Below are 25,488 nucleotides of genomic sequence, written 5' to 3'. Positions count from 1 at the left end.
ACCAGGCTGCCCGAACCAGGCTGCCCACGGCCAAGGCTCTGCGGCAGGGTCGCCCCGCGTGCGCCCTACGACTCCTCCCGTCGGAGCGAGGCGGTGAGTGTGTCCAGTTCGGTGAGGCGTGCCGCGGCGTCGAGGCGGGACGCGGCCGCGACGAGCAGCAGTTCGGTCACGGCGATCTGGTGGGTCAGGGGGGCGATCGGTCCGGCCGCCTCACGGGGCAGGGGGATCAGGGTCTGGGCGTGCTCGGCCAGGGGTGACTTCCAGGCGTCCGTGACGAGCAGCAGCCGTGCACCGCGTTCGCGTGCGGCCCGGACGAAGGCGGCTGTCCGGGCCGAGTACCGGCGGAAGTCGTAGGCGACCACGAGGTCCTGGGACGTCATGTCGAGCAGCGATCCGGCTCGTTCGTGCGCGGGCCCCGGGACGAGTCGGGCCCCTGGCCGCAGCGCGCCCAACTGCCGGACCAGGTAGTCGGCGGCGAGTTCGCTCAGCGGGCCGCCCAGCGCCCATATCGTTCGGGCGGTCGCGAGGGTGTCGGCTGCCGAGTCCAGCAGGGGTGGGTTCACGGCTGCCAGTGCGCTGGACAGGCCGTCCTGCAACTCGCGTGCGGCACTGCCTGGATCGGAGGCTCGGTCCGCGAACTCGCGCAGCCGTGACCGGTCCTGCGCGCCGGTCCGTACGAGGGTCTGGAACTCGGTGAAGGAGCCGAAGCCGAGCCGGTCGACCAGCCGGGACGCGGTCGGCGGGCTCACCCCGGCCCGGTCCGCGAGCGTGCGCAGCGAGTTCAGCGCCGCGAAGGGATAGTCGTCCAGGATGATCCGGGCGACCGCGCGCTCGCCCGGGGGGAGCTTGGGGTAGGCGGCTTCGAGTCGGGACACCACGGGATCCATAGCACCGAATGTTACATGAAGAGGGGCTTGACTGTGTAGGTGAAACAGATGTTACGTTCCCGGTCATGGAAACCTGGCAAGGGTTGATCGACAGTGAGTACCGGCGCTGGCTGCCGGTCACCGACCGCACCCCGACCGTCTCCCTCCACGAGGGCAACACCCCACTGCTGCGTTCCCGCCATCTGTCGGACGTCACCGGCTGCGACGTCCGGCTCAAGGTCGAGGGAGCCAATCCCACGGGCTCCTTCAAGGACCGCGGGATGACGGTGGCGATCAGCAAGGCCGCGGAGGAGGGCACCGAACTCGTCGTCTGCGCCTCCACCGGGAACACCAGCGCCTCGGCTGCCGCCTACGCGGCGCGGGCGGGCATCGCCTCGGCCGTCCTGATCCCCGCAGGCCGCGTCGCGCGGGGCAAGCTGGGCCAGGCGGTCCGCTACGGCGCACGGATCGTCGAAGTGGCAGGCACCTTCGACGACTGCCTGCGCATCGCCCGCGACCTGGCCGGCCACCACCCGGTCGCACTCGTCAACAGTGTGGGCAACGAGCTGCGCCTGTCCGGTCAGCAGACCGTCGCCTACGAGACCGTGGACGCGCTCGGCGCCGCCCCCGACATCCACTGCCTGCCGGTCGGCAACGGCGGCAACATCACCGCGACCTGGCGCGGGTACCGGACTTTCCGCGCCGCGGGACGCATCGGCGGGCTGCCGCGGATGTGGGGGTTCCAGGCAGCAGGAGCGGCCCCGCTGGTGCACGGGGCGCCCATCGCCGAGCCGCAGACCGCGGCGGGCGCGATCCGCGTCGGCAACCCCGCGACCTGGCAGGGCGCCGTAGAGGCCCGCGACGAGTCCGAGGGCCTGATCGGCGCCGTCACCGACGAGCAGATCTTCGACGCCTACCGGCTGCTGGCCCGCCATGACGGCGTGTTCGTGGAACCGGCGTCGGCGGCCGGGGTCGCCGGGCTCCTCGACCGGCACTCCCACGGCCTGCTCACTCCGGGCCAGACCGTCGTCGTCACCCTCACCGGCAACGGACTCAAGGACCAGGACGCCTCCCTGCGTGACGGCTACACCCCCGTCGAGACCAGCTCGTCCGCCTCCGAAGTCGCCCGCGCTCTCTTCCCCGCGGCCCTGGTGGACGGCTGACGGAGCGTCGGCCGCGGGGCCGGTTCGACGTCGCCCCGCAGCCGACGCCCTGCCCTCTGCGGGAGCCCAGTTCCGTCACCTGCGGCGACGTTCCTGTTCTGGCAGCGGGTTCCAGTCCTGACGGCGGGTTTCCTGTCCTGACGGCGGGTTCGGTGTCCTGACGGTGGGTGCTGAAAACTCGGGCCCCGGGGTGTCACCGTGAACGCCGTCGCCCCCGGAGCCACCAGGACGGCGGCCAACGAAGCCGTCTTCGACGTACCGGGCCTCACCGAACAGATCGCCGCGATGACGGCACTCGACCGACTGGGCGGACCCGACGATGTCGCCGACGTGGCCGCCTTCCTCGCGTCCGACGCCGCTCGCTGGATCACCGGCCAGGTCATCGATGCGAGCGGTGGCCTTTTCCTCGGTCCACGCCTTTGACCGGACCGGTACTCGGTGACGGCGCTGGAGTGCCGGTACCGCTTGGAGACCGGGGGGTCGTCGCGCACCCCGCGGGCCTAACTGACCCTGCGATACGCGGCCCGCGCGTTCACCACCCGGGCCACCGCCGTCCCCGCCACCGTCGCCGCGAGCAGGCACGCGAGCCACGCGGTGTCGCGGTGGCCCGCCCAGTCGAGTCGGCCGGCGGGTGGGATGCCGAAGGTGTTGAGGAACAGCCAGCACAGGACGGCGGTGCCGGGGCGGCGGTGAAGCGGGCGCAGAGGCCGAGGAGGGCCGCGAGGAGGGACAGGGCGATGAGGGCCGCCGTGGGTTCCCCGTGGCCGCCGAGGTGGTTGGAGAGGGAGACCAGGAACAGGGCGCCGACGAACGCCGCCGACCAGACGAAGGGGGTGGCGACGGGCTGTGGAACGGCCCTCGCGCCCGTACTGAGCCGCACCCACTCAATCATGCTCACGGTCCTTTCTCCCGTCTCCGCCTGCCGCTCCCTCCCGCGTGACCGGCAGGCGTTCGCGCGGGTCACGGAGGCGGATGGATTCTTCCACCGGACGGCCGCCAGGTGGGCCCTCCGGCCGGCGCCCGGCCGCCGCCACGGACCCCGGCGGTGTCCCGCGGCCGGTGACGAGGGGTGTGACGCGGCGGGCGAGCGGCTCGGTGAAGCGGGCGGTGAGCGGGCCGAGTACGACGAGGATCAGGACGTACGCGGTGGCCAGCGGGCCGATACGGGGTTCCACGCCGACCGCGAGGCCCGCGATGACGATGGAGAACTCGCCCCGGGCGACGAGCGTGCCGCCCGCGCGCCAGCGGCCCGCCCGGCCCACTCCTGCCCGGCGGGCCGCGTACCAGCCGGTGGCGATCTTCGTCAGGGTCGTGACGACGGCCAGGGCGAGGGCGGGCAGCAGCACCGGCGGAATGTCCGCGGGGTCGGTGGACAGGCCGAAGAAGACGAAGAAGACGGCGGCGAACAGGTCCCGCAGCGGGGTGAGGAGGGTGCTCGCGCCCTCGGCCACCTCACCGGAGAGCGCGATGCCGACGAGGAACGCCCCCACGGCCGCCGACACCTGGAGCTCCTGGGCGATGCCCGCGACGAGCAGCGTCAGGCCGAGGACCACAAGGAGCAGCATCTCGGCGTTGTCGGAGGACACCGCGCGGCTGATGAGGCGGCCGTGGCGCAGGGCCAGGTAGAGGACGGCACCGACGGTGCCCAGGGAGATCAGCAGGGTGAGGGCACCGCCCGCGAGGCTCACGCCCGCGAGCAGCGCCGTGAGTATCGGCAGGTAGAGGGCCATGGCCAGGTCCTCGATCACCAGGACGCCGAGGACGACCGGGGTTTCGCGGTTGCCGAGGCGGCCCAGGTCCCCCAGGACCTTCGCGATCACGCCGGACGAGGAGATCCAGGTGACTCCGGCCAGGGCCACGGCCGCGACGGGACCCCAGCCGAGGACGAGGGCAGCGGCGGCGCCCGGCACCGCGTTCAGGACGAAGTCGACCGCCCCTGAGGGGTATTGCGTCCTGAGGTTGTCGACGAGTTCGGAGGCGCTGTACTCGAGGCCGAGCAGCAGCAGAAGCAGGATGACGCCTATCTCCGCGCCGGTGGCGGTGAACTCCTCGCTGGCCCGCAACGGCAGGATGCCGCCGTGGCCGAAGGCGAGCCCGGCGAGCAGGTACAGGGGTATCGGCGAGAAGCCCATCCGTCCCGCGAGGCGCCCGAGGACGCCAAGACCGAGGATGATCGACCCGAGCTCGATCAGCATGGCAGTGGTGTCGTGCACGGGTTCTCTATCCTCCGGTGATGAGTTCGGCGACGGCGTCCACGCCTTCCCTGGTGCCGACGACGACGAGGGTGTCGCCGATGGCGAACCGGAAGTCGGGGGTCGGCGAGGGGACCGCGGCGGTGCGGCGCAGCACGGCGACGACGGACGCCCCGGTGCGGGTGCGGGCCTGGGTGGCGCCCAGCGTGCGGCCCGCGTACGGGGACCGTTTGGTGACCGGGACGTGCTCGGTGACCAGGTCGATCTCCAGGTGTTGGTGGAGGTGCGCGACCGGGTCGGGCGTGAGCAGCTTGGCGAGGGCGGTGGCCTCGTGCGGTGCGAGCGGAGCTGCCTCCTTGCAGTTGTCGTCGTCCTCGGGGTCGTGGAAGGCGAGCACGCGCCGGCCGTCCTGGCGGACGACGACCGACAGGTGCGGGCCTGCTTCCGTCCGCAGGTCGTAGCGCGTGCCGACCCCGGGCAGGGCGGTCTTGCTGACGTGAGCCGGGTGCTCCATGGCGTGCTCCAGAGAGAAGCCTGTGTGGCGTACGGGTGACAGGCAACGTCTACCCGGGCGGGTACGACCGCGTTCCGCTCCTGCCGGGGGTGGGGCAACGGGCGTCGGGCAACCGGCATCGGATGCCGGGTGCCGTGAGTCCCTTGCGCCCGGAACCCGGACGCGTCAGCGGCGCCGCTCGCCGAAGCAGCGTTCGCGGCCGCCGGGTTCAGGAACGCCGTCGCGGGCGGCGTTGTCGGCACGCGCCGCTCGGGGAGTCCGCACCTCGGGACGGCGGACCGCGCGGGTGGGCGCGGGCGCGACGTCCAGGACGGAGAGATGTGCCCCCATGGCCGCGCCCCCTCTACCCGCCGGTACGGATGTACGTCCGTACGCCTCGTACGCTCGCAAAATGAGCGCACGTCCGCTCAATGGAGCGTAATGACTCAGTAAAGGATACCAGCGACCGCCTTGAGGCCCTGTGGGATCCTGCTCAGGTGACATCGCTCGAGGACCTCGTTCGGCTGCGCCGGGCCCGTGACCGCATGGACCGCGACTACGCGCAGCCCCTCGACGTGCCGGCCCTCGCGCGCGACGCCCTGATGTCGTCGGGACACTTCTCCCGCAGCTTCCGCGCCGCCTTCGGGGAGACGCCGTACAGCTATCTGATGACGCGGCGGATCGAGCGGGCCAAGGCGCTGCTGCGCCGGGGAGACCTGTCGGTCACGGAGGTCTGCTTCGCGGTCGGCTGTACGTCACTGGGGTCGTTCAGCTCGCGGTTCACCGAGCTGGTCGGCGAGAGCCCGAGCGCGTACCGGTCCCGGGACCACGGCGACGGCGCCGGTGTCCCGGCCTGTGTCGCCAAGATCTACACGCGTCCGGTCAGGACGACTCCGGTCAGGACGACTCCGGCCGGGACGACTCCGCTCGGGGGCGAAGAGACGACTTCGGTCAGGATCGGAGAAGCGCGTCCCGGGTGGCCGCCCGTAGCGTGAGGCACATGGACATCAAGCTTTCGCAGTGCTTCATCGCCGTCGACGACCACGACAAGGCGCTCGGCTTCTACCGTGACGTACTCGGTCTGGAGGTGCGCAACGACGTGGGGTTCGAGGGCATGCGGTGGGTGACCGTAGGCTCCCCGGCGCAGCCCGACGTGAACATCGTCCTCGAACCGCCGCTCGCGGACCCGAACGCGTCCGCCGCCGACAAGCAGGCCATGGCGGAGCTCCTCGCCAAGGGCCTGCTGCGCGGGGTCATCTTCCACACCGACGACTGCGACTCCACCTTCGAGCGCATCCGTGCCGCGGGCGGCGAGATTCTCCAGGAACCGGTCGACCAGCCGTACGGCGTCCGCGACTGCGCCTTCCGCGACCCCTCCGGCAACATGCTGCGCTTCACCCAGCCGCGCAAGCAGTGAGGCAGTGACTCGGGAGGGAGCGACTCGGGAGGCAGTGATTCCGGACGTTCACCATCGGTAGCACGCCGACCCGTTTGCCGTGCCGGACGAGGGGCAGGCGATCATCGTGCTTCGGACAGGAGGCGCGTTCGCGGGACGGTTCTCACCGCTCGCGCACCGCCCCCTGCCGGGCTGTGCGCACGGCCGTGCCGCGACACCCCATACGTCGACACGGCCGAGGAGCGATTCATGCCCACCACGAAGCCCGCAGGCACAGCCACGAAGCCCACCGGCACCGCCGCCTTCGAGAGCTACGCGGTGCCCACCATCACCGGTGAACTGCGCCGCCACTTCCGCGACCACACCTGGGACGTACGGGTCCCCCGCCGCGTCCAGGACCTGCGCAACCGCATCCGCTACGCACGCCGCGAACTCACCCAGACCCCCGGCAGCCCCGAACCCACCGTCACCCAGCTCGCCGAGCACACCGAACTCGCCCCCCAGGAGGTCCGCGACGGCCTCGAAGCCCTGGACGCCTACCGGTCCCTGTCCCTGGACGCCGAGATGACCGCCGCCGGGGACGACGGCTACAGCCTCGCCGACACCCTCGGCGACTCCGACCCCGGATTCGACCTGGTCGTCGACCGCCAGGGGGCGAGGGACGGCCTGAGTCGGCTGCCTGAGCGCGAGCAGACCATTCTCTACCTGCGGTTCTTCCGCGACATGACGCAGAGCAGCATCGCCGAGGAGCTCGGCCTCTCACAGATGCACGTCTCGCGTCTCATCACCAAGTCGTGCCGCAAGGTGCGCGCCGAGGTCCTGGGCATCGCCTCCTGACCGGGCGAAGGAGGCGGGGCCGGAGCGACCGGGCCGGGCCGTCGACTGCCTGCCTGGGAAGTCGAGGGCCCCGCCCGTCGCCCTTCGGGCCGGTCAGGGCAGCGGAGTGCCACCCGTCGCGTTCAGGATCTCGGCGGTGATGAACCCGGCCTGGGACGAGGCGAGGAAGACGTACGCGGGTGCCATCTCGGCGGGCTGAGCGGGCCGCCCCAGCGGCGCCTGCTTGCCGAATTCCGCGGTGTCGGGGAGCGTCGCGGGGATCAGGGGCGTCCAGACCGGGCCGGGCGCCACGGCGTTCACCCGGATCCCGTCCTCGGCCAGCATCTGGGCGAGGCCCTGCGTGAAGGTGACGATGGCGCCCTTGGTCATCGCGTAGTCGAGCAGGTGCGGGCTCGGCTTGTAGGCCTGCACGGACGTGGTGTTGATGATGGAGCCGCCCGCGGGAATGTGCGGTACGGCGCTGCGGCAGAGCCAGAACATCGCGTACAGGTTGGTGCGGACGACGCGGTCGAACTGCTCGGTGGTGATGGCGCCGATCCCGTCCGGCTGCGACATCTGGTACGCGGCGTTGTTGACCAGGACGTCGATGCGCCCGAACTCGGCGACGGCACGCTCCACCACCGCACGGCACTGCTCCTCCTCGCGCAGGTCGCAGGGCATCGCCACGGCGGTGCGGCCCGCCTCCTCGACCAGGCGGACCGTCTCGCGCGCCTCCTCCGCCTCCTCGGGCAGGTGGGTGAACAGCACATCGGCACCCTCGCGGGCGTAGGCGAGGGCCACGGCACGGCCGATGCCGGAGTCGCCGCCGGTCAGGACCGTCGCACGGTCCCGCAGGAGGCCGCTGCCCCGGTAGGAGTCCTCGCCGTGGTCCGGCGGCGGGTCCATGGGTCCCGTCCAGCCCGGGTGTTCCTGTTCCTGCTGCGGGAAGTCGGGGCGGGGGTGGGCGGTCGTCGGGTCGTCGGGGCGTCCGGCGTCTTTCATCGCTCCGGTTCTCCTCGGTCGGATCGGAGGGGCAATAGGGCGGAATCTTCCTGTCTGTCCGCTCCGCGTCGAGTGCCCAGACGATCGCGTCCCACACCCCCGTCCCCTTGACGCCGTCACGCACCCCCGGGTCGCTGCGCCTCACGCGCCTCATCCGCTTCCGCGACCCGCGCGCCTCACCCGCTTCCGCGACCCGCGCGCCTCACGCGCTCCCGCGCCTCCCGCGGCACACGAGCCTCGACCGTGCCCGGGGGGGGCGGTCAGCACCCGAGCTATACACCCTGTGTATAGTGCACCCATGCTCGCCATACACAAGATGCGGAAGCCCATGACGAGGTTGCACCGCCGTACGACCTTTCTCGGGCTCTCCGCACTCGCCGCGACCGTGGCCCTGACCGGCTGCACCAAGCTGGAGACGGTCTCCCCCAGCACCGTCCGCAAGGACGCGGCGAACGCGAGCACCGCCGAGCAGGGCAAGTTCGGCACGGTGGACTGCCGCAAGGCCAAGTGCATCGCGCTGACCTTCGACGCGGGCCCGAGCGAGAACACGCCCCGCCTGCTGAAGATCCTCAAGCAGAAGGCCGTACCTGCGACGTTCTTCACGCTCGGCAAGAACCACATCGTGAAGTACCCCGAGCTGGTCAAGCAGATGGACGCGGAGGGGCACGAGGTCGCGAGCCACACCTGGTCGCACAAGATCCTCACCAAGATCGAGCCGGCGGAGGCACGTGCCGAGCTGGAGCGCCCCAACAAGGCGATCGAGAAGCTCATAGGCAAGAAGCCGACGCTGATGCGCCCGCCGCAGGGCCGCACCAACGACACCGTGAACAAGATCTCGCGCGAGCTCGGGCTGTCCGAGATCCTGTGGACGGTCACGGCGAAGGACTACACGACGAACGACCCGGCGCTGATACAGAAGCGGGTCCTCGAACAGTCGAGCCGGGACGGCATCATCCTGCTGCACGACATCTACAAGGGCACGGTCCCCGCGGTGCCGGGCATCATCGACGAGCTGAAGAAGCGCGGGTACGTCTTCGTGACCGTGCCGCAACTGCTCGCCCCCGGCAAGGCCGAGGCGGGCAAGGTCTACCGCTAGGGCCTGTCTGCTAGGGCCTGTCTGCCCCAGGCCGCACATGGCGGCGGCGGGCAGGTGCCCCTCCGCTCACCACGTCACGTACAGCGCCTCCGGTGAGCGGTGGATCAGTGTCGGCCGCATCCGCACCGCCGCTCCGTCCCCGGCGAGCCGCAGTCCCGGGAAGCGCCGTGTGAACAGCTCCAGGGTCAGGCGCAGTTGCTCGCGGGCGAGCAGGGCGCCGGGGCAGGCGTGCGCGCCGAGGCCGAAGGCGATGTGCCGGGCGACCGGGGTGCGGGTGATGTCGAAGACGTCGGGGCGCGCGTACCGGCCCTCGTCCCGGCCCGCCGCGCCGAAGCCGACGAGCACCTCGGCGCCCGCGGGCAGTTCGGTGCCCGCGAGGGTGACGGCCCGGGTGGTGACCCGGCGGAAACCCTGCAACGCGGTGTCGAAGCGGGCCGCCTCCTCGATGGCCGCCGGGATCCGCTCGGGCTCCTCGCACAGCAGCTTCCACTGCGCGGGGTGGCGCAGCAGGTGCAGCAGGGTCGTACCGATCAGGGCCGTGGTGGTGAGGTGCCCGGCGAGCAGGAAGTTCTGCAGGTGCGACACGAGTTCGCCACGCTGGCCGACGGTGAGTTCGGGCCCCGCGTCCGCGTGGCGCGGGCGGTCGCCCGCGGGGTCGGCCTCCTCGGGCTCGCCGTCGTCGGGCGCGAGCGAGGTGACCATCTCGCTGCACAGGTCGTCGCGCGGGGCGGCATGGCGGTCGCGTACGTAGCCTTCCAGGAGGCGCTGGAGGGCGACCATGTCGCGGGCGGCCGCGACCTGCTCGTCCTCGGGGAGCGGCCGGAACAGCAGTTGCTCGATGCTGTGGCCGCCGCGCACGACGAGCGGCACGTCCGCCGGGTCGAAGCCCAGGATGTGCCCGATCACCTGGCCCGGCAGGCGCATCGCGTACGCGTCCATCACGTCCACGTGCCGGTCGCGCCCCGGTCCCGCGAAGGCGTCGGCCAGCGCGGCGGCCCGTTCTGCGGCGTACGGAAGGACCGCGGCGACGCGGGCCGGGGTGAGGCCGCGGACGATGGGAGTGCGCAGGCGCTGGTGCGCCGGGCCGTCCGCGGTGATGACGACGCGGCGGCGGGCACCGGTGCCGAGGCCGAGGACGGCCCGGGCGGCGGCCGAGGGGGCGGCGTCCGCGCGCACGGCGTTCGCCGACGAGAAGACGCTGGGCCGGCGCAGGACCTCTCGGACATCGGCGTCCCTGGCGACCAGCCAGGCGCCGAACTCCGGTACGTAGGTGAGCCCTTCGGCACGCCGGGCGCGGGCGTACAGCGGATACGGGTCGCGCATCAACTCGTCGAGCCTGGCGTGCTGTTGCCGGTCCACCCTCCTCATGGTGCCCGACCCCCGCCCCGTGGCGAAAGGGCATGAGCGGGCCCCACCGGGGCGTCCGTGCCTCAGGCGCCCCGTCCGGCGCGCGCGTCAAGTGCCGGTGCGACGACGGTGAACGCCCGGTCGGTCAGCGCCGCGGGATCCTCGGCGCCGTCGCTGGCGCTCCACCGGTGCAGCACGGTGTCGAAGGCGTTCAGGGCCATGCCGGCGGCGAGGCGCGGATAGAGCTCCGCCTCGGCGTCGAGGCCGAGGCGGCGCGCCAGCTCTTCCGCCAGGTCGTCGCGCCACTCGGCCTGGCGCTCCAGGAAGCGGGCGTGCAGCGCGGGCGTGCGCAGGATGAGCCGGACGACGCGCAGCGCGCGCTCGCCGTGGTCGGCGCACTGCCCGAGGGGCACCCAGACCGCGTGCCGCAACGCCTCCGAAGGGCGCTCGGTCGCGGGGCGCGCCGCCAGCTCCGCACGGATGTCCGTGCCCATGCCCGCGAGGAACTGGACGACCACGTCCTCCTTGGACGCGAAGTACCGGAAGAACGTCCGCTTGGAGACGCCCGCCGCGGTCACGATCTCGTCGACCGTGACGGCGTCGAACCCCTTCAGGGCGAGCGCCTGCAGCGCGGCCTCGGTCAACTCGTCCGCGACGAGCTGCCGTTTGCGCTCGGCGAGGCTGATTTCACGACGGGAACTCACCCCATCATGCTACACGCCATGCCTCGCATGGCACTCACTGCCACATTGACACTCGATGCCGCCAAGGGCAGAGTGTGCCGCATGACGCGACAGCAGCAGAACTGGAACACCGGCCACATACCGGACCAGACCGGCCGGGTGTGCGTCGTCACCGGAGCCAACAGCGGCCTCGGCCTGGCGACCACCCGGGCACTCGCCCACCGGGGCGCGCACGTGGTCCTAGCGGTGCGCGACGAGGCGAAGGGGCGGTCCGCGGTCGCCTCGCTCACCGCGGAGCGGCCGCGGGCACGCCCCGACGACCGCCTCGACGACCGCCTTGAGGTGCGCCGCCTCGACCTGGCCGACCTGGACTCGGTCCGCGCGTTCGCCGCCGGGGTGCGCGCCGACCACTCCCGACTCGACGTCCTCGTCAACAACGCGGGCGTGATGGCTCCCCCGCGGACGCTCAGCCCCCAGGGCCACGAGCTCCAGTTCGCGGCCAACCACTTGGGCCACTTCGCGCTGACGGGCCTGCTGCTCGGTCTGCTGCCGGACGGCGCCGACTCCCGCGTGGTCACCGTGACGTCGGTCAACCACCGGCAGGCCCGTCTGTCCTTCGACGACCTCTCAGGCGGGCGCACGTACAGGCCGATGGCGTTCTACAACCAGTCCAAGCTGGCCAACGCCGTCTTCGGCCACGAACTGCACCGCCGTCTGGCAGCCGCGGGCAGCGGGATACGCAGCGTCCTGGCCCACCCCGGCTACACGGCGACCCGCCTCCAGACGAGCTCCCCCACGGGCCTGCCCAAACTCCTCTTCGGCAGGCTCCTCAAGCCCCTGGCCCAGCGGCCCGCGCAGGGCGCGCTCCCCCAGTTGTACGCGGCGACGGCTCCGGAGGCGACAGGCGGTGACCTCTTCGGCCCCGACGGCACGGCAGAACTCCGCGGCGCTCCCGAGCGGGTGGCCTTGGCACCCCGGGCGACGGATCCGGAAACCGCCCGCCGCCTGTGGGAACTCTCGGAGGAACTGACGGACGTACGCTACGAGTTGCCGACCGGCGCCCAGGAACGAACGCGAGGCGGTCTCAGCCCGTCCGGCGCTTGAGGGCGTGCGCGGGGCGCGATGCGGATTCCAGCCCTTCCGGCGCTTGAGGACGCGCGTGCAGCGCGACCACCGGCCCACCCTCGTGGTGAATGGGCGTGTGCCCCCCGGCGAGGGAGCCCCCCTGCCCGCCCCGCCGGACGGCGACGATCTCCGCCGCGATGGACAGCGCGGTCTCCGCCGGCGTCCGCGCCCCCAGATCGAGGCCGATGGGCGACCGCAGCCGCGACAACTCAAGGTCGGTGACGCCGACTTCGCGCAGACGGCGGTTGCGTTCCAGGTGCGTGCGCCGGGACCCCATCGCGCCCACGTACGCCACGGGCAGCCGCAGTGCGAGCCGCAGCAGGGGCACGTCGAACTTGGCGTCGTGGGTGAGCACGCACAGAACGGTGCGGCCGTCGACCCCGGTGCGCTCCAGATACTCGTGCGGCCACGCCACGACGATCTCGTCGGCGTCGGGGAAGCGGGCGGGCGTGGCGAAGACGGGCCGGGCGTCGCACACCGTCACGTGGTAGCCGAGGAACTTGCCGACCCGTACGAGCGCCGACGCGAAGTCGATGGCCCCGAAGACGATCATGCGGGGCGGCGGCACGGAGGACTCGACGAGGACGGTCAGGGGCTGCCCGCAGCGCGACCCCTCCGCACCGATCACGACGGTCCCGGTGCGCCCCGCGTCCAGCAGGGCCCGGGCCTCGGCGGCCACGGTCCTGTCGAGACCGGGGTGGCCGCCGAGCCCGCCCTCGTACCCGGTCGTGGCCGCGTACGGGACCTCCTCGTCGTACGCGGGGCCGTCACCGTGCGCGACCCCCTGCAGCCCGGCGCCGCCGTCCGCACGGACAAGGAGCACTCGCCCCATCAGCTCGGCCGGGCCCTCGGTGACCCGCGCCACCGCCGCCGCATCGCCACGGGCGGCGGCGGCGAGCGCGGAACCGAACACCGGCCGCGCGGGACCGTCCGCGCGGACCGGTGTGACCAGGATGTCGATGACGCCGCCGCAGGTCAGGCCCACGGCGAAGGCGTCTTCGTCGCTGTAGCCGAAGCGTTCGACGACGGTCTCGCCGTCGTCGAGCGCCTGTCGGCACAGCTCGTACACCGCGCCCTCCACGCAGCCTCCCGAGACCGACCCGATGGCCGTGCCCTCGCTGTCCACGGCGAGGGCGGCGCCGGGCTGCCGGGGCGCGCTGCCGCCGACCGCCACCACGGTGGCGACGGCGAACGCGCGTCCCTGCTCGACCCACCGGTTCAGCTCTTCGGCGATGTCCAGCATGTCGGTCTCCTCAGGGAGTCTGCGGAGCCTCCCCGAGAGGCTCCGCGGATACGGGGCGGACGGTGGCGCCTCAGTGGACGCCCATCCAGCTTTCGATGGGGCTCAGGGCGAAGTACACGAGGAAGATCAGCGTCAGGCCCCACATGAAGGCCCCGATCTCCCGTGCCCTGCCCTGGGCGATCTTGATGGCGACCCAGGCGATGACGCCCGCCGCGACACCGGTGGTGATGGTGTAGGTGAAGGGCATCAGGACCACGGTCAGGAAGACCGGGATCGCCGTGCCGCGGTCGGCCCAGTCGACGTGTCGTGCGTTCATCATCATCATCGCTCCGATGACGACGAGCGCGGCGGACGCGACCTCCTGCGGGACGATCGCGGTGACGGGTGTGAAGAACAGGCAGGCCGCGAAGAACAGGCCGGTGACGACGGAGGACAGGCCCGTGCGGGCACCCTCGCCGACGCCGGTCGCGGACTCCACGAAGACGGTCTGCCCGGAGCCGCCCGCGACGCCGCCGATGGCGCCGCCCGCCCCGTCGATGAACAGGGCCTTGGACAGGCCGGGCATACGGCCCTTGTCGTCGGCCAGGTTGGCCTCGGTGCCGACGCCGATGATCGTCGCCATGGCGTCGAAGAAGCCCGCGAGGACGAGAGTGAAGACGATCATGCCGACCGTCATCGCGCCGACCTCGCCCCAGCCGCCGAACTCGACGTCTCCGAAGAGCGAGAAGTCGGGCGAGGAGACCGCGCCGCCGTGCAGCTCGGGTGCTCCGTTGGCCCACTGCTTGGGGTCGATGACGTCCATCGCGTTCAGGGCGACGGCGACGACGGTGCCGGTGATGATGCCGATCAGGATGGCGCCGGGGGTGTTGCGGGCCTGCAGCATGAAGATCAGGAGCAGGGTCCCCGCGAAGAGCAGGACGGGCCAGCCCTGGAGCTCGCCGCCGGGGCCGAGGGTCAGCGGGGTCGCCTTGCCCTGGTGGACGAAGCCGCCCTTGACCAGGCCGATGATGGCGATGAACAGGCCGATGCCCATGGTGATGCCGTGCTTGAGCGCGAGCGGGATCGCGTTCATGATCATCTCGCGCAGCCCGGTCACGACAAGGAGCATGATCACGACGCCGTACATCACGCACATGCCCATGGCCTGCGGCCAGGTCATCTCGGGCGCGACCTGCGAGGAGATCACTCCGGACACCGAGAGTCCGGCGGCCAGGGCCAGCGGCACCTTGCCGACGAAGCCCATGAGCAGGGTGGTGACGGCGGCGGCGAACGCCGTGGCGGTGATGAGGGCCTTCTGCCCCATGGTGTCGCCCGCCGCGTCCTTGCCGGACAGGATCAGCGGGTTGAGCAGGACGATGTACGCCATCGCCATGAAGGTGGTGATGCCGCCGCGCACCTCACGCGCGACCGTCGATCCTCTGCGGGATATGTGGAAGTACCGGTCGAGCCAGGACCGTCCGGCCGGGACGCGTGAGCCGGAGCCCGCGTCCTCGGCGGTGGTCTTTGGCTCCAGTGACTGCTGGGTCATGGTGCCTACTCCCAAGGTTCACAGGGGCACCCGCAGAGCTGCGGGATTTGGGATGGTGCGCACGACCCGGGGGACGGCCCGAGACGAACGAAACGTGGTACTGGACTTGAGCCGGACCGAGGTGACCGCCGGCTCTCCGTTGCCCGGTGCCAGGGTGGCCGTCGCTGTGCCCACCCTTCCCCGAGCTCTCGGCTCCGCTCGAGCAGGGGAGACCCCACTCGCCATGCGGGACGCCTGCCCACAGCGACGGTGGCGAGCTACGCCGTGCCCGTGAGGTGTTCGGGGCGGACCGGTGTCCGGTTGAGCTCAAGACCCGTCGCGTTCCTGATCGCCGCGAGGACGGCCGGGGTGGACGACAGGGTCGGGGCCTCGCCGATGCCGCGCAGCCCGTACGGCGCGTGCTCGTCGGCGAGTTCGAGCACGTCGACGGGGATGGTCGGCGTGTCGAGGATGGTGGGGATCAGATAGTCCGTGAAGGAGGGGTTCTTCACCTTCGCGGTCTTCGGGTCGACGATGATCTCCTCCATGACCGCGACGCCCAGGCCCTGGGTGGTGCCACCCTGGATCTGGCCGAGCACGGACAGCGGGTTGAGCGCCTTGCCGACGTCCTGCGCGCAGGCCAGCTCGATGACCTTGACCAGGCCGAGCTCGGTGTCGACCTCGACGACGGCGCGGTGCGCGGCGAAGGAGTACTGGACATGGCCGTTGCCCTGTCCGGTGCGCAGGTCGAAGGGCTCAGTGGGGCGGTGCCGCCACTCGGCCTCGACCTCGACGCTCTCGTCCTCCAGGACGTCCACGAGGTCACCGAGTACCTCGCCGCCGTCGGTGACGACCTTGCCGCCCTCCAGGCGGAGTTCGGCGGTGGCCCACGCGGGGTGGTACGTACCGAACTTGCGGCGGCCGAGTTCGAGGACCTTCTCGCGCACCAGCTCGCAGGAGTTCTTGACGGCGCCACCGGTGACGTATGTCTGCCGCGACGCGGACGACGAACCGGCGCTGCCCACCTGGGTGTCGGCGGGGTGGATCGTCACCTGGGTGACGCCGAGCTCGGTCCGGGCGATCTGCGCGTGGACGGTGACGCCGCCCTGGCCGACCTCCGCCATCGCGGTGTGCACGGTCGCCACGGGCTCGCCGTTGATGACCTCCATGCGCACCTTGGCGGTGGAGTAGTCGTCGAAGCCCTCGGAGAAGCCGACGTTCTTGATGCCGACCGCGTAGCCCACACCGCGTACGACGCCCTCGCCGTGCGTGGTGTTGGACAGGCCGCCGGGAAGCTGGCGGACGTCCGCGCCCTCGGAGCTCTCCCACTGGCGCTCGGGCGGCAGCGGGCGGGACTTGACGCGGCGCAGGATCTCGGCGACCGGCGCCGGTGAGTCCACGACCTGCCCGGTCGGCAGGAGCGTGCCCTGCTCCATGGCGTTGAGCTGTCGCAGCTCGACCGGGTCCATGCCGAGCTTCGCGGCCAGCTTGTCCATCTGGGCCTCGTAGGCGAAGCAGGCCTGAACGGCGCCGAAGCCGCGCATGGCGCCGCAGGGCGGGTTGTTGGTGTAGAGGGCGATGGCCTCGATGTCGACGTCGTCGATCACGTACGGGCCGACGCTCAGCGAGGAAGCGTTGCCGACGACCGCGGGGGACGCCGACGCGTAGGCGCCGCCGTCCAGGACGATGCGGCACCTCATGTGCGTCAGCTTGCCGTCGCGCGTGGCCCCGTGCTCGTAGTAGAGCTTCGCCGGGTGGCGGTGCACATGGCCGAAGAAGGACTCGAAGCGGTTGTAGACGATCTTGACCGGCTTGCCGGTGCGCAGCGCAAGGAGGCAGGCGTGGATCTGCATCGAGATGTCCTCGCGGCCGCCGAAGGCACCGCCGACACCGGACAGCGTCATGCGCACCTTCTCCTCGGGCAGGCCGAGGACGGGAGCGATCTGCTCCAGGTCCGAGTGCAGCCACTGGGTGGCGACGTAGAGGTCGACGCCGCCGTCCTCGGCGGGCACGGCGAGGCCGGACTCCGGGCCGAGGAAGGCCTGGTCCTGCATGCCGAAGGTGTACTCGCCCCTGACGACGACGTCGGCCTTCTTCGCGGCCTCGTCGGCGTCGCCCCGGATGATGGGCTGGCGGTGCACGATGTTGGGGTGCGGGACGTGCTTGATGTACTCGTCGTCGCGGCCCTCGTGGACGAGGACGGCGCCCGGAGCGGTCGCCGACGCCTCGTCGGTGACGAGGGGCAGCTCCCGGTACTCGATCTTGATTTTCGCGGCGGCGCGGCGCGCGGTCTCCGGGTGGTCGGCGGCCACGAGGGCGACCGGCTCGCCGTGGTGGCGGACCTTGCCGTGCGCGAGCACCGGGGTGTCCTGGAGCTCCAGCCCGTACTTCTTCATCTCGGCCGGCAGGTCGTCGTACGTCAGGACCGCGTACACACCGCTCTGCGCGAGCGCCTCGGAGGTGTCGATGGACACGATCTCGGCGTGCGCCACGGTGGAGCGGAGCGTCTGGCCCCAGAGCATGTCCTCGTGCCACATGTCCGAGGAGTACGCGAACTCGCCGGTGACCTTCAGGGTCCCGTCGGGGCGCAGTGTCGACTCGCCGATGCCGCCCTTGGTCTGCGAACCCTGGGTGAGCTTGGTGGGTACGCCGGTCGTCCGTGTGGATCCCATGGTCAGACCGCCCCTTCCTGGAGTCCCTGACGGTCCTGGCGGGCGGCCGCGAGGCGGACCGCGTCCAGGATCTTCTCGTAACCGGTGCAGCGGCAGAGGTTGCCGGACAGCGCCTCGCGGATGTCCGCGTCGGTGGGCTGCGGGTTGTGCTCCAGCATCTCGTCGGCGGCGATGAGCAGACCGGGGGTGCAGAAACCGCACTGGACGGCGCCCGCGTCGATGAACGCCTGCTGGATCGGGGAGAGCGTCGCGTCCGGGTTGCCGCCGCCGACCTCGCCGGTCCCCGAGTCCATCGCTCCCTTGGCCGGGTCCGCCCGCCACCGCTGTGCTTCCTGGAGCGGTGTGCCGCAGGCGCCGGACGCGCAACCGCCGTGCTCCGCGCGCTGCTTGGCGAAGTCGGCGAGGCCCTCGACGGTGACGACCTCGCGGCCCTCCACCTGCCCGGCGGCGACCAGACACGCGCACACCGGCACCCCGTCAAGGCGGACCGTGCAGGAACCGCACTCGCCCTGCTCGCAGGCGTTCTTGGAACCCGGCAGGCCCATGCGCTCACGCAGCACGTACAGCAGGGACTCGCCCTCCCACACGTCGTCGGCTTCCTGCTGGCGGCCGTTGACCGTGAAGTTGACACGCATTACGCGACTCCCTCCGTGGTGCGGCCGTTGCCGCGGTAGGACTCCCACGTCCAGGTGAGCGTGCGGCGGGCCATGATGCCGACGGCGTGGCGGCGGTAGCTCGCGGTGCCGCGCACGTCGTCGATCGGGTTGGCTGCGCCGGCGGCGAGCTGGGCGAACTGCTTGGCGATCGAGGGAGTGATGATCTTCCTGCTGTCCCAGAAGCCGCCCTCTTCGAGCGCCGCGTTCAGGAACTCCTCGGCGGCCGCGGCCCGGATCGGCGTCGGCGCGGCCGAGCCGATGCCGGTGCGCACCGTGCGGGTCTCGGGGTGCAGGGCGATGCCGAAGGCGCACACGGCGATGACCATCGCGTTGCGCGTGCCCACCTTCGAGTACTGCTGCGGTCCGTCGGCCTTCTTGATGTGCACGGATCTGATCAGCTCGTCCGCGGCGAGGGCGTTGCGCTTCACGCCGGTGTAGAACGCGTCGATCGGGATCAGGCGGGAGCCGCGTACGGACTCCACCTCGACCTCGCAGTCGGCGGCGAGCAGGGCCGGATGGGCGTCACCCGCGGGCGACGCGGTGCCGAGGTTGCCGCCGACGCCGCCGCGGTTGCGGATCTGGGGGGACGCGACCGTGTGCGAGGCCAGGGCGAGGCCGGGCAGTTCGGTGCGCAGGTTCTCCATGATCTGGGTGTACGGAACGGAGGCACCGAGCCGGACCGTGTCCGCGCCGACCTCCCACTCCCGCAGCTCACCGACGCGGTTGAGGTCCAGGAGGTACTCCGGACGGCGGTGGTCGAAGTTGATCTCGACCATGACGTCGGTGCCACCCGCAATCGGCACAGCGGTGGGGTGCTCGGCCTTCGCGGCGAGCGCCTCCTCCCAACTGGCGGGGCGAAGGAAGTCCATGAGTGGCTCTCTCTTCGTGATCGTGCCTGACGGCCGGGTCCCACTGGGGATCCGACCGGGGCTGATTAGGCTGATGAGCCGGGGCGAACGTTCCGGCCAAGGTGGCCCTTCGCCTCTCGACTGCTCGTTCAGGTGCTGTTAACGCGGAGTGGGGCAAGTACACCGCCCGCTCCGCCAATGGGGTCAGTCACCGAAACCATGAAGGAGTTGGCTGGCCACGCTGCAAGTCTTGTAGATTCGTATGAAGAACGGGCCCGGGTAACCTCGCGGATTCCCCCCGGAAACCGCGGCGCCCCCCGGGCCCCGGCGGCCCCGGACCGACCGGGCCCGCGGCCACACGTGAAATCGAGACAGATCGGCGGCGACGACCCCATGCGGCTGCGCGCACTCCTTGACACCGACGCCCTCGGCCTCCGGCTGCTCGGCGGCGAGGACGAGCTCGACCGCACGGTGCGCGGGGTGATGACCACGGACCTGCGCGACCCCAGCCGCTATCTCACGGGCGGCGAGCTGGTGCTCACCGGCCTCGCCTGGCGCAGGGACGCCGCGGACAGCGAGCCCTTCGTCCGCATCCTCGCGGCGGCCGGGGTCGCGGCCCTCGCCGCCGGTGAGGCCGAGCTCGGCGCCATCCCCGACGACCTCGTGGAGTCGTGCGCCAGGCACCGCCTGCCGCTGTTCGCCGTCAACGAGTCGGTGGCGTTCGCGACGATCACCGAGCACGTCGTCAGGCAGGTGTCCGGCGAGCGCGCCGGGGACCTCGCGGCCGTGGTGGACCGGCACCGCCGCCTGATGACCTCGGGCCCCGCGGGCGGCGGCCCAGACGTGGTCCTCGACCTGCTCGGCTCGGACCTGGACCTGCGGGCCTGGGTCCTCTCCCCGGCGGGGCGCCCCATCGCGGGGGCGAGCACGGCGGGGCCCGCGCTGCCCGCGGCCGTCTGCGCCCGCCTTTCCGGGGAGCATCTGGCCGCCGCCCGCACCGGCCGCCGCGGCCCGCACCGGGTGACCGTGGCCGGCGTGACGTACTCGCTGTTCCCCATCCGGTCCAGCGGCCGGGGCGCGGCGAACGCCTCCCGGGACGTGCGCGAGACGGTTCTGTCGGACTGGCTGCTCGCGGTCGAGGCGGACGCGGGCGACTGGCCCGAGGAGCGCCTCGACCTGCTCCAGGGCGTCACGCAGCTCATCGCGGTCGAGCGGGACCGCAGGGACGCCGCGCGCACGGTGCGCAGGCGGCTCGCCCAGGAGGTACTCGAACTGGTCCAGACGGGTGCCGCGCCCGCGGAGATCGCCGCCCGGCTGCGGGTCGCCGCGCCGGTGCTGCTGCCCGGCCTCGGGGCGGCGCCGCACTGGCAGGTGGTCGTGGCACGGGTCGAGTGGGACGGCGGGACGGCGGGCGAGGTCGCGGGCGGCCCGGTGGCCCAGTCGCTCCTGGAGGAGATCCTGGTCGACCCGGGGACGGCGGGGCCCGACCCCTCGGGCCGCATCGCGGTGGCCCACACCGGCGACGAGGCCATCGCGCTCGTGCCGCTGTCCGCGATGTCCGCGGAGGCCGAAGGAGCCGAGCCGGGGCTGCTCGCCGACGCGCTGCTCGCCGCCGTGCGGGAGCCGCTCACGGCGGGCCTCGCCGACGACGGGCGCCTCACCCTCGGCGTGAGCGCGTCGGTGCACTCGGCGGAGGGCCTGCGGGGCGCCCTGGAGGAGGCGCGGCACGCCCGCCGGGTCGCCGCCGCCCGGCCGGGGCGGGTCTGCGCCGCGGGCCACCAGGAACTGGCCTCGCACGTCCTGCTGCTGCCCTTCGTCCCCGACGACGTGCGCCGCGCGTTCACCGCCCGGCTCCTCGACCCGCTGCGCGAGTACGACCGCAGGCACCGGGCCGAGCTCATCCCGACCCTGGAGGCGTTCCTCGACTGCGACGGCTCCTGGACGCGGTGCGCGGCGCGGCTGCACCTGCACGTCAACACCCTGCGTTACCGGGTCGGGCGTATCGAGCAGTTGACGGGCCGTGATCTCTCGCGCCTGGAGGACAAGTTGGACTTCTTCCTGGCCCTGCGCATGAGCTGAGGCCGAAAGGGCCTGCCCACGGCCTGCCCACGGCCTGCCCACGGGCCCCGGGCGGCACGGGCGCCCCGTGAGGCGCCCGCTTCCGTTCCCCCTCGTTTGTGAAATCTTTCACCCATCCCCTTGGCCGGGCCCGCCGATCCGTGCTGAGATTCGCCCACGACTCACAGCTCGACGGCGCGCTAGGGGAGGGCAACGTGGCGCATACCGCCATGTCTGGTACCGGAACGCACTCAGGGATCGATCCACTCCAGACCGCGGTATGGCGGCTGCGCTCGCGCGGCTGCTGGACCGACGCGGCAGCGCTGCTCGCCACCCGGGAGGGTGCGGACGCCGCCGTCCAGAGAACCTCGCTCCTCGTCGAGCGCTGCCTGTTCACCGGGGACGGCTGGGACGAGGCCGAGGACAGCCTGCGGACGGCGGAGGCGGTCGCCGACGACGACGAGGCGCGCGGGGCCGCGGCCTGCGAGCGGGGGCAACTCGCCTACGCCGCGACCGTGTTGGGGGTACGGGACCGAGCTGACGAGGCGCGCACCGCGCTCGGCCGGTCGGCCGCGCTGCTCGCGCCCGGGTCGGCCGGGCGGCCCCTCCTCGACTTCCGGCGCGGGCTGATCGCCGAGCACCTCGCGGACTCGCCGCAGTCCGCGCGGGCCGCGTACCGGCGCGCCCACGCGGGCGCCACCGCCCACGACGACCCGCTCCTGCTCTCCTTCACCTGGCGCCATCTGGCCGGTATCGCCCTGCGCGAGGGCGAGTTGGCCGAGGCCCGGCACGGCTTCACCGAGTCCCTGCGGCTCCGCGAGGAGCTGGGCTTCCTGGTGGGTACGGCACCTGCCCTCGCCGCCCTCGCGGACGCCGAGCCCGAGCCGGAGGCCTCCCGGCTCCGCGCGGAGGCCGCGCGGCTCTTCCGGCTGCTCGGCGGGGTGCCGGCGTGGCTGGCCGCACAGTTGACGCCGCCCGCACCGGCGGCTTGACGGTTCGGCGGCTCGGCGGCTCGGCGGCTGGCGGCTGGCGGCTGGCGGCTTCATGGGTCCGGCGGCTGGCGGCTCCGGCGGCCCGCTCTCGCCGCCGGTTCAGCCCCCTCCGCCCGCGAAGTGCTCCCGCACCAGGGACTGGACCACCGGGAGGTCGCGGGCGACGAGGGCCTCAAGGAGGGCCAGGTGCTCCGCGGCGTCGGCCACCAGGTCGGCGCGGCGGGCGCCCACGGGGCCGGTGTCCAGGGGCCACTGGGAGCGCCGGTGCAGATCGTCGGCGACGTGGACGAGCTGCTGGTTGCCGGAGAGGCCGAGCAGCGCCGCGTGGAAGGCCCGGTCCGTCTCCGCGTACCCGGCCAGGTCGCCGACCGCCGCGGCCGCGACCGTGGCCTCCGCCAGCGGGCGCAGCCGCACCCACTCGCCCGCGGGCACGCTCCGTGCGAGCCGCAGCATCACCGGGACCTCGATCAGCGCCCGCACCTCCGCCAGCTCCGCCAGCTCCCGCGCCCCGCGCCGAAGCACCCGGAAGCCGCGGTTCAGCACCACCTCCACGGCGCCCTCCAGGGCGAGCTGCTGCATGGCCTCGCGCACGGGCGTCGCGGACACCCCGAAACGCTCACCGAGGGCCGGGGCGGAGTACACCTCCCCCGGGACGAGGTCACCGCCCACCAGGGCGGCCCGCAACGCGTCGAGCACCTGCGCCCGCACGGAGGAGCGCCGCACGCTCCTGCGGGGGGCCGGCAGGCGGGGGCTGGGGGCGTCCGGACCGCCGATGTCGCGGGCGGCACCGCGCGGCACCCGGTCCACATGCTCCACCCGGGGCTGCTCCGGCAGGCGCACGGGGGCGCGGCCTGCGGCACCGTCCGCCGCTCGTGCGCTCGTCCGTTCCACCTTCGCCTCCTGTGATTCCGCGCCCCTCCGGCCCGAAACGTACGAGAAGCACCATAGGCGGACAGGACCCCAGTTGAAACCTCGATCAACTTGGGTAAGGTTAGGCTTACCTGCAATCGATCGTGATTCGGTGGTCCCCGCGCATGTCCGTTCCCACCCTGGAAAGCGGCGCCCGACGTGCGGAGCGCGCTCAGAGCTCCGTCACCGCCGCCTATGCCCGCCTCGCCGAGGTTTTCCCCGGGCTGCGCATCCAGGAGCTGACCGAGGGCGAGCAACCGCCGCGCGACGGCGGCTGGGTGAGCGCGGACCGGCTCGCGGCGGCGGGACCCGACTTCGACGAGTTCCTCGCCTGGGACGAGGCGCAGGTCATCGAGGACTACGGCCAACAGGCCCGCCCCGACGTCGTCGCCAGCTTCGCCCTGCACCGCTACGCCTGGCCCGCCACCCTCCTGTTCACGGTGCCGTGGTTCCTCCAGCGCCGCGTGCCGCGCTACCCCGTCCAGAACGTCGCCTTCCAGCGCGCCCTCGGCAGGTTCGCCGTGCGCCCCGGCTCCTTCGCCTGCCTCCCCGACGACCCGGCGGCCACGCTGCCCGGCGCCCGGGTCGTGCCGGACGAGGAGGCGCTGCGCGGCGAGGTGCGGGCCGCGGTCGCGGAGCACATGGGCCCGCTGCTCGACGGCTTCGGGCCGCGCATGCGGCGCCGGGGCAGGGCGCTGTGGGCCGTCGCCACCGACGAGATCGTGGAGGGGTTGTGGTACGTCGCCCATCTGCTCGGCGAGGAGCAGCGCGCGACGACCGAGCTGGAGCAGTTGCTCCCCGGCGCCACGAAGCCGTACGTCGGCACGGCCGCGTTCCGCACGCTCTCCGGCCCGAACGGTGAGGAGCTGCCCACCCGGGACCGGGCGAGCTGCTGCATGTTCTACACCCTGCGTCCCGCGGACACCTGCGTCACCTGCCCGCGCATGTGCGACGCGGACCGTGTCGCCCGGCTGACGGCCGACACCACGGCGGCGGCGAGCTGACGCTCCGCCCTGCCCCTGCCCCGGCGCCCCGCAGCCCCCTCGTGCGCCGTCCCGGCGGCCTCGCGGGTCACCCCTGACACCTTCCCTCCCCACCCTCGCGCACTGAACCATCCGTTCGTGCCTGTTTAATCGAACTCAATTCGCGTCCCCCTGCCATGAGTTCGAGGTATGCGGCGCTCGGCGCGGCATTCACCACCCTCTTCGCGGCCTCTTGCCGGAAAACCGCCGTGGGCGCCGTGCGGCGTGGGCCACTATGGCGCCCGAAAACGCCCTACCGCGACGCAAGGGACGCCAGATGAGACTGACCGATATATCGCTGGACTGGCTGCTGCCCGGCGGCATTCTTCTTCTGGGCATGGCAGTGGCGGTGGCGGTGCTCGCGCGGGGCAGGAAGGCCCAGGCGAAGGCGGCCACCGCGCACGACGATTCGTGGGAGCGCAGCGAGGAGCGCCGCAGGCGCAAGGAAGCCGTGTACGGCACCGCCTCCTATGTCCTGCTCTTCTGCTGCGCGGCGGTCGCCGCCGCGCTCTCCTTCCACGGTCTGGTCGGCTTCGGCCGCCAGAACCTGAACCTCACTGGCGGCTGGGAGTACCTGGTCCCCTTCGGCCTCGACGGCGCCGCCATGTTCTGCTCGGTCCTCGCGGTGCGCGAGGCAAGCCACGGCGACGCGGCGCTCGGCTCGCGCCTGCTCGTGTGGACGTTCGCGGGCGCCGCCGCCTGGTTCAACTGGGTGCACGCGCCGCGCGGCATCGGGCACGCGGGCGCCCCGCAGTTCTTCGCCGGGATGTCGCTGTCGGCGGCGGTCCTCTTCGACCGCGCGCTGAAGCAGACCCGCAGGGCCGCGCTGCGCGAGCAGGGACTCGTACCGCGGCCGCTGCCGCAGATCCGCATCGTGCGGTGGCTGCGGGCACCCCGGGAGACGTTCGGCGCCTGGTCCCTGATGCTGCTCGAAGGTGTGCGCACCCTCGACGAGGCCGTCGAGGAGGTCCGCGAGGACCGGCGCGAGAAGGAGCAGGCGCGGACACGGCGGCGCGACCAGGAGAAGCTGTCGCGGGCCCAGCTCAAGGCCATCAGCCGGGGGCATCGCGGCTACCACCGCGGCGGGCGGCAGGTGGATGTGCCTGCCGTCGCCTCGTCCGGCGGGTCCGCGCAGGCCGGCGCGGACCCTGCCATAGGTACGTCGCCGTCGTCGCCGCCCCCGCAGGAAGAGCTGCCCGTACGGTCCAGGCCCTCCCTACAGGCCGTACCGAGTGAAGCCGCGGGTCCGGTGACCGTCGACCTCACGGCCGAGGACGACACCCAGACGCTGCCCCGCCTCGACTCACTGGAACGCAAACTCAAGGACCTCGAACAGCAATTCGGCTGACTCCCCCACCCACCCCACCGGCCTGCGGCCGACCTTCTCCCCCACCCACCCACC

The 25,488-nt window shown here is 72.4% G+C and carries 22 protein-coding genes and 3 pseudogenes; 11 read left to right on the top strand and 14 right to left on the bottom strand.

Annotation, left to right across the window (positions count from 1 at the left end; genetic code table 11):
• Positions 1-65 precede the first annotated feature (65 nt).
• Positions 66-887, bottom strand: coding sequence for a MurR/RpiR family transcriptional regulator (locus IG78_RS0119285; protein ID WP_051852763.1), 822 nt, complete (start codon positions 885-887; stop codon positions 66-68).
• Between the two features lie 65 nt (positions 888-952).
• On the opposite strand from IG78_RS0119285, the gene thrC reads away from it, so the two are divergent.
• Complete coding sequence (gene thrC / locus IG78_RS0119280) at positions 953-2,029, top strand: threonine synthase (RefSeq protein WP_225882114.1); 1,077 nt, start codon at positions 953-955, stop codon at positions 2,027-2,029.
• A gap of 174 nt (positions 2,030-2,203) precedes the next feature.
• Positions 2,204-2,452 (top strand): annotated as a pseudogene (locus IG78_RS0119275) (SDR family NAD(P)-dependent oxidoreductase); the annotation flags it as partial.
• A 77-nt stretch (positions 2,453-2,529) separates the two neighbouring features.
• Here the strand turns inward: IG78_RS0119275 and IG78_RS45925 are convergent.
• The 4 genes and pseudogenes from IG78_RS45925 to IG78_RS49240 form a co-directional block, all read right to left on the bottom strand.
• Positions 2,530-2,921, bottom strand: a pseudogene (locus IG78_RS45925) (hypothetical protein).
• On the bottom strand, positions 2,914-4,242 hold the full coding sequence (locus IG78_RS0119270) for a cation:proton antiporter (protein ID WP_225882113.1): 1,329 nt from the start codon (positions 4,240-4,242) through the stop codon (positions 2,914-2,916). Before IG78_RS0119270 ends, IG78_RS45925 begins: the two are co-directional and overlap by 8 nt.
• Before the next feature lie 7 nt (positions 4,243-4,249).
• The gene (locus IG78_RS0119265; RefSeq protein WP_030564830.1) at positions 4,250-4,735 is read right to left on the bottom strand and encodes a cation:proton antiporter regulatory subunit; all 486 of its coding nucleotides are present in this window, start codon (positions 4,733-4,735) and stop codon (positions 4,250-4,252) included.
• A gap of 165 nt (positions 4,736-4,900) precedes the next feature.
• Positions 4,901-5,065, bottom strand: coding sequence for a hypothetical protein (locus tag IG78_RS49240; protein WP_157855810.1), 165 nt, complete (start codon positions 5,063-5,065; stop codon positions 4,901-4,903).
• Positions 5,066-5,211: 146 nt separating this feature from the next.
• On the opposite strand from IG78_RS49240, the gene IG78_RS0119255 reads away from it, so the two are divergent.
• From IG78_RS0119255 to IG78_RS0119245, 3 genes and pseudogenes are all read left to right on the top strand, one after another.
• Positions 5,212-5,709, top strand: a complete 498-nt coding sequence (locus IG78_RS0119255; RefSeq protein WP_030564827.1) for a helix-turn-helix transcriptional regulator — start codon at positions 5,212-5,214, stop codon at positions 5,707-5,709.
• Positions 5,710-5,714: 5 nt separating this feature from the next.
• Positions 5,715-6,131 (top strand): VOC family protein, encoded by a 417-nt coding sequence (locus tag IG78_RS0119250; RefSeq protein ID WP_030564825.1) that lies wholly within the window; start codon positions 5,715-5,717, stop codon positions 6,129-6,131.
• A gap of 279 nt (positions 6,132-6,410) precedes the next feature.
• Positions 6,411-6,947 (top strand): annotated as a pseudogene (locus IG78_RS0119245) (sigma-70 family RNA polymerase sigma factor); the annotation flags it as partial.
• A 93-nt stretch (positions 6,948-7,040) separates the two neighbouring features.
• On the opposite strand, the gene IG78_RS0119240 reads toward IG78_RS0119245, so the two are convergent.
• Positions 7,041-7,928, bottom strand: a complete 888-nt coding sequence (locus IG78_RS0119240) for an SDR family oxidoreductase (protein ID WP_030564821.1) — start codon at positions 7,926-7,928, stop codon at positions 7,041-7,043.
• A 316-nt stretch (positions 7,929-8,244) separates the two neighbouring features.
• Between IG78_RS0119240 and IG78_RS0119235 the strand changes: the two genes are divergently transcribed.
• On the top strand, positions 8,245-9,024 hold the full coding sequence (locus IG78_RS0119235; RefSeq protein WP_030564818.1) for a polysaccharide deacetylase family protein: 780 nt from the start codon (positions 8,245-8,247) through the stop codon (positions 9,022-9,024).
• A gap of 66 nt (positions 9,025-9,090) precedes the next feature.
• On the opposite strand, the gene IG78_RS0119230 is transcribed toward IG78_RS0119235, so the two are convergent.
• Together IG78_RS0119230 and IG78_RS0119225 are read right to left on the bottom strand one after the other, a co-directional pair.
• Positions 9,091-10,383 carry a cytochrome P450 gene (locus tag IG78_RS0119230; protein ID WP_030564817.1) on the bottom strand — a complete coding sequence of 431 codons (1,293 nt, stop codon included), beginning with the start codon at positions 10,381-10,383 and terminating at the stop codon, positions 9,091-9,093.
• A 71-nt stretch (positions 10,384-10,454) separates the two neighbouring features.
• Positions 10,455-11,075, bottom strand: a complete 621-nt coding sequence (locus IG78_RS0119225; protein ID WP_225882112.1) for an acyl-CoA-like ligand-binding transcription factor — start codon at positions 11,073-11,075, stop codon at positions 10,455-10,457.
• Positions 11,076-11,156: 81 nt separating this feature from the next.
• Here IG78_RS0119225 and IG78_RS0119220 point away from each other — a divergent pair, with 81 nt between their 5' ends.
• The gene (locus IG78_RS0119220) at positions 11,157-12,158 is read left to right on the top strand and encodes an oxidoreductase (protein ID WP_051852761.1); all 1,002 of its coding nucleotides are present in this window, start codon (positions 11,157-11,159) and stop codon (positions 12,156-12,158) included.
• Here IG78_RS0119220 and IG78_RS0119215 read toward each other — a convergent pair.
• The 5 genes from IG78_RS0119215 to IG78_RS0119195 all read right to left on the bottom strand — a co-directional run bounded on the left by IG78_RS0119215 (position 12,139) and on the right by IG78_RS0119195 (position 19,126).
• Complete coding sequence (locus IG78_RS0119215) at positions 12,139-13,422, bottom strand: XdhC family protein (RefSeq protein ID WP_225882111.1); 1,284 nt, start codon at positions 13,420-13,422, stop codon at positions 12,139-12,141. The genes IG78_RS0119220 and IG78_RS0119215 overlap by 20 nt on opposite strands.
• 70 nt (positions 13,423-13,492) lie before the next feature.
• Positions 13,493-14,950, bottom strand: coding sequence for an NCS2 family permease (locus tag IG78_RS0119210; RefSeq protein ID WP_030564808.1), 1,458 nt, complete (start codon positions 14,948-14,950; stop codon positions 13,493-13,495).
• Between the two features lie 257 nt (positions 14,951-15,207).
• Positions 15,208-17,601 (bottom strand): xanthine dehydrogenase subunit D, encoded by a 2,394-nt coding sequence (gene pucD, locus IG78_RS0119205; RefSeq protein WP_030564806.1) that lies wholly within the window; start codon positions 17,599-17,601, stop codon positions 15,208-15,210.
• 2 nt (positions 17,602-17,603) lie between these two features.
• Entirely contained in the window at positions 17,604-18,236 is a 633-nt protein-coding gene (locus IG78_RS0119200) for a (2Fe-2S)-binding protein (RefSeq protein WP_030564804.1), read from the bottom strand.
• Complete coding sequence (locus tag IG78_RS0119195; RefSeq protein ID WP_030564802.1) at positions 18,236-19,126, bottom strand: FAD binding domain-containing protein; 891 nt, start codon at positions 19,124-19,126, stop codon at positions 18,236-18,238. The genes IG78_RS0119200 and IG78_RS0119195 overlap by 1 nt, the downstream gene beginning before the upstream one ends.
• A 372-nt stretch (positions 19,127-19,498) precedes the next feature.
• On the opposite strand from IG78_RS0119195, the gene IG78_RS0119190 reads away from it, so the two are divergent.
• Positions 19,499-21,184: a PucR family transcriptional regulator gene (locus tag IG78_RS0119190; RefSeq protein ID WP_030564800.1), complete on the top strand. Its 1,686-nt coding sequence runs from the start codon at positions 19,499-19,501 to the stop codon at positions 21,182-21,184.
• A 194-nt stretch (positions 21,185-21,378) separates the two neighbouring features.
• Entirely contained in the window at positions 21,379-22,155 is a 777-nt protein-coding gene (locus tag IG78_RS0119185; protein WP_030564798.1) for a hypothetical protein, read from the top strand.
• A gap of 99 nt (positions 22,156-22,254) precedes the next feature.
• Here IG78_RS0119185 and IG78_RS0119180 read toward each other — a convergent pair whose 3' ends face one another.
• Positions 22,255-23,046, bottom strand: a complete 792-nt coding sequence (locus tag IG78_RS0119180; RefSeq protein ID WP_404827702.1) for a GntR family transcriptional regulator — start codon at positions 23,044-23,046, stop codon at positions 22,255-22,257.
• Between the two features lie 143 nt (positions 23,047-23,189).
• Between IG78_RS0119180 and IG78_RS0119175 the strand changes: the two genes are divergently transcribed.
• Positions 23,190-24,068: a (2Fe-2S)-binding protein gene (locus tag IG78_RS0119175; protein ID WP_030564794.1), complete on the top strand. Its 879-nt coding sequence runs from the start codon at positions 23,190-23,192 to the stop codon at positions 24,066-24,068.
• A 295-nt stretch (positions 24,069-24,363) separates the two neighbouring features.
• Positions 24,364-25,434 (top strand): DUF2637 domain-containing protein, encoded by a 1,071-nt coding sequence (locus IG78_RS0119170; RefSeq protein ID WP_030564793.1) that lies wholly within the window; start codon positions 24,364-24,366, stop codon positions 25,432-25,434.
• Positions 25,435-25,488 lie beyond the last annotated feature (54 nt).

The sequence above is a fragment of the Streptomyces aureocirculatus genome (assembly GCF_000720475.1).
GTDB classification, from domain to species: domain Bacteria; phylum Actinomycetota; class Actinomycetes; order Streptomycetales; family Streptomycetaceae; genus Streptomyces; species Streptomyces aureocirculatus.
The sequence above is the reverse complement of the archived record's forward strand: the minus strand, read 5'-3'. Positions and strand labels throughout refer to the sequence as shown.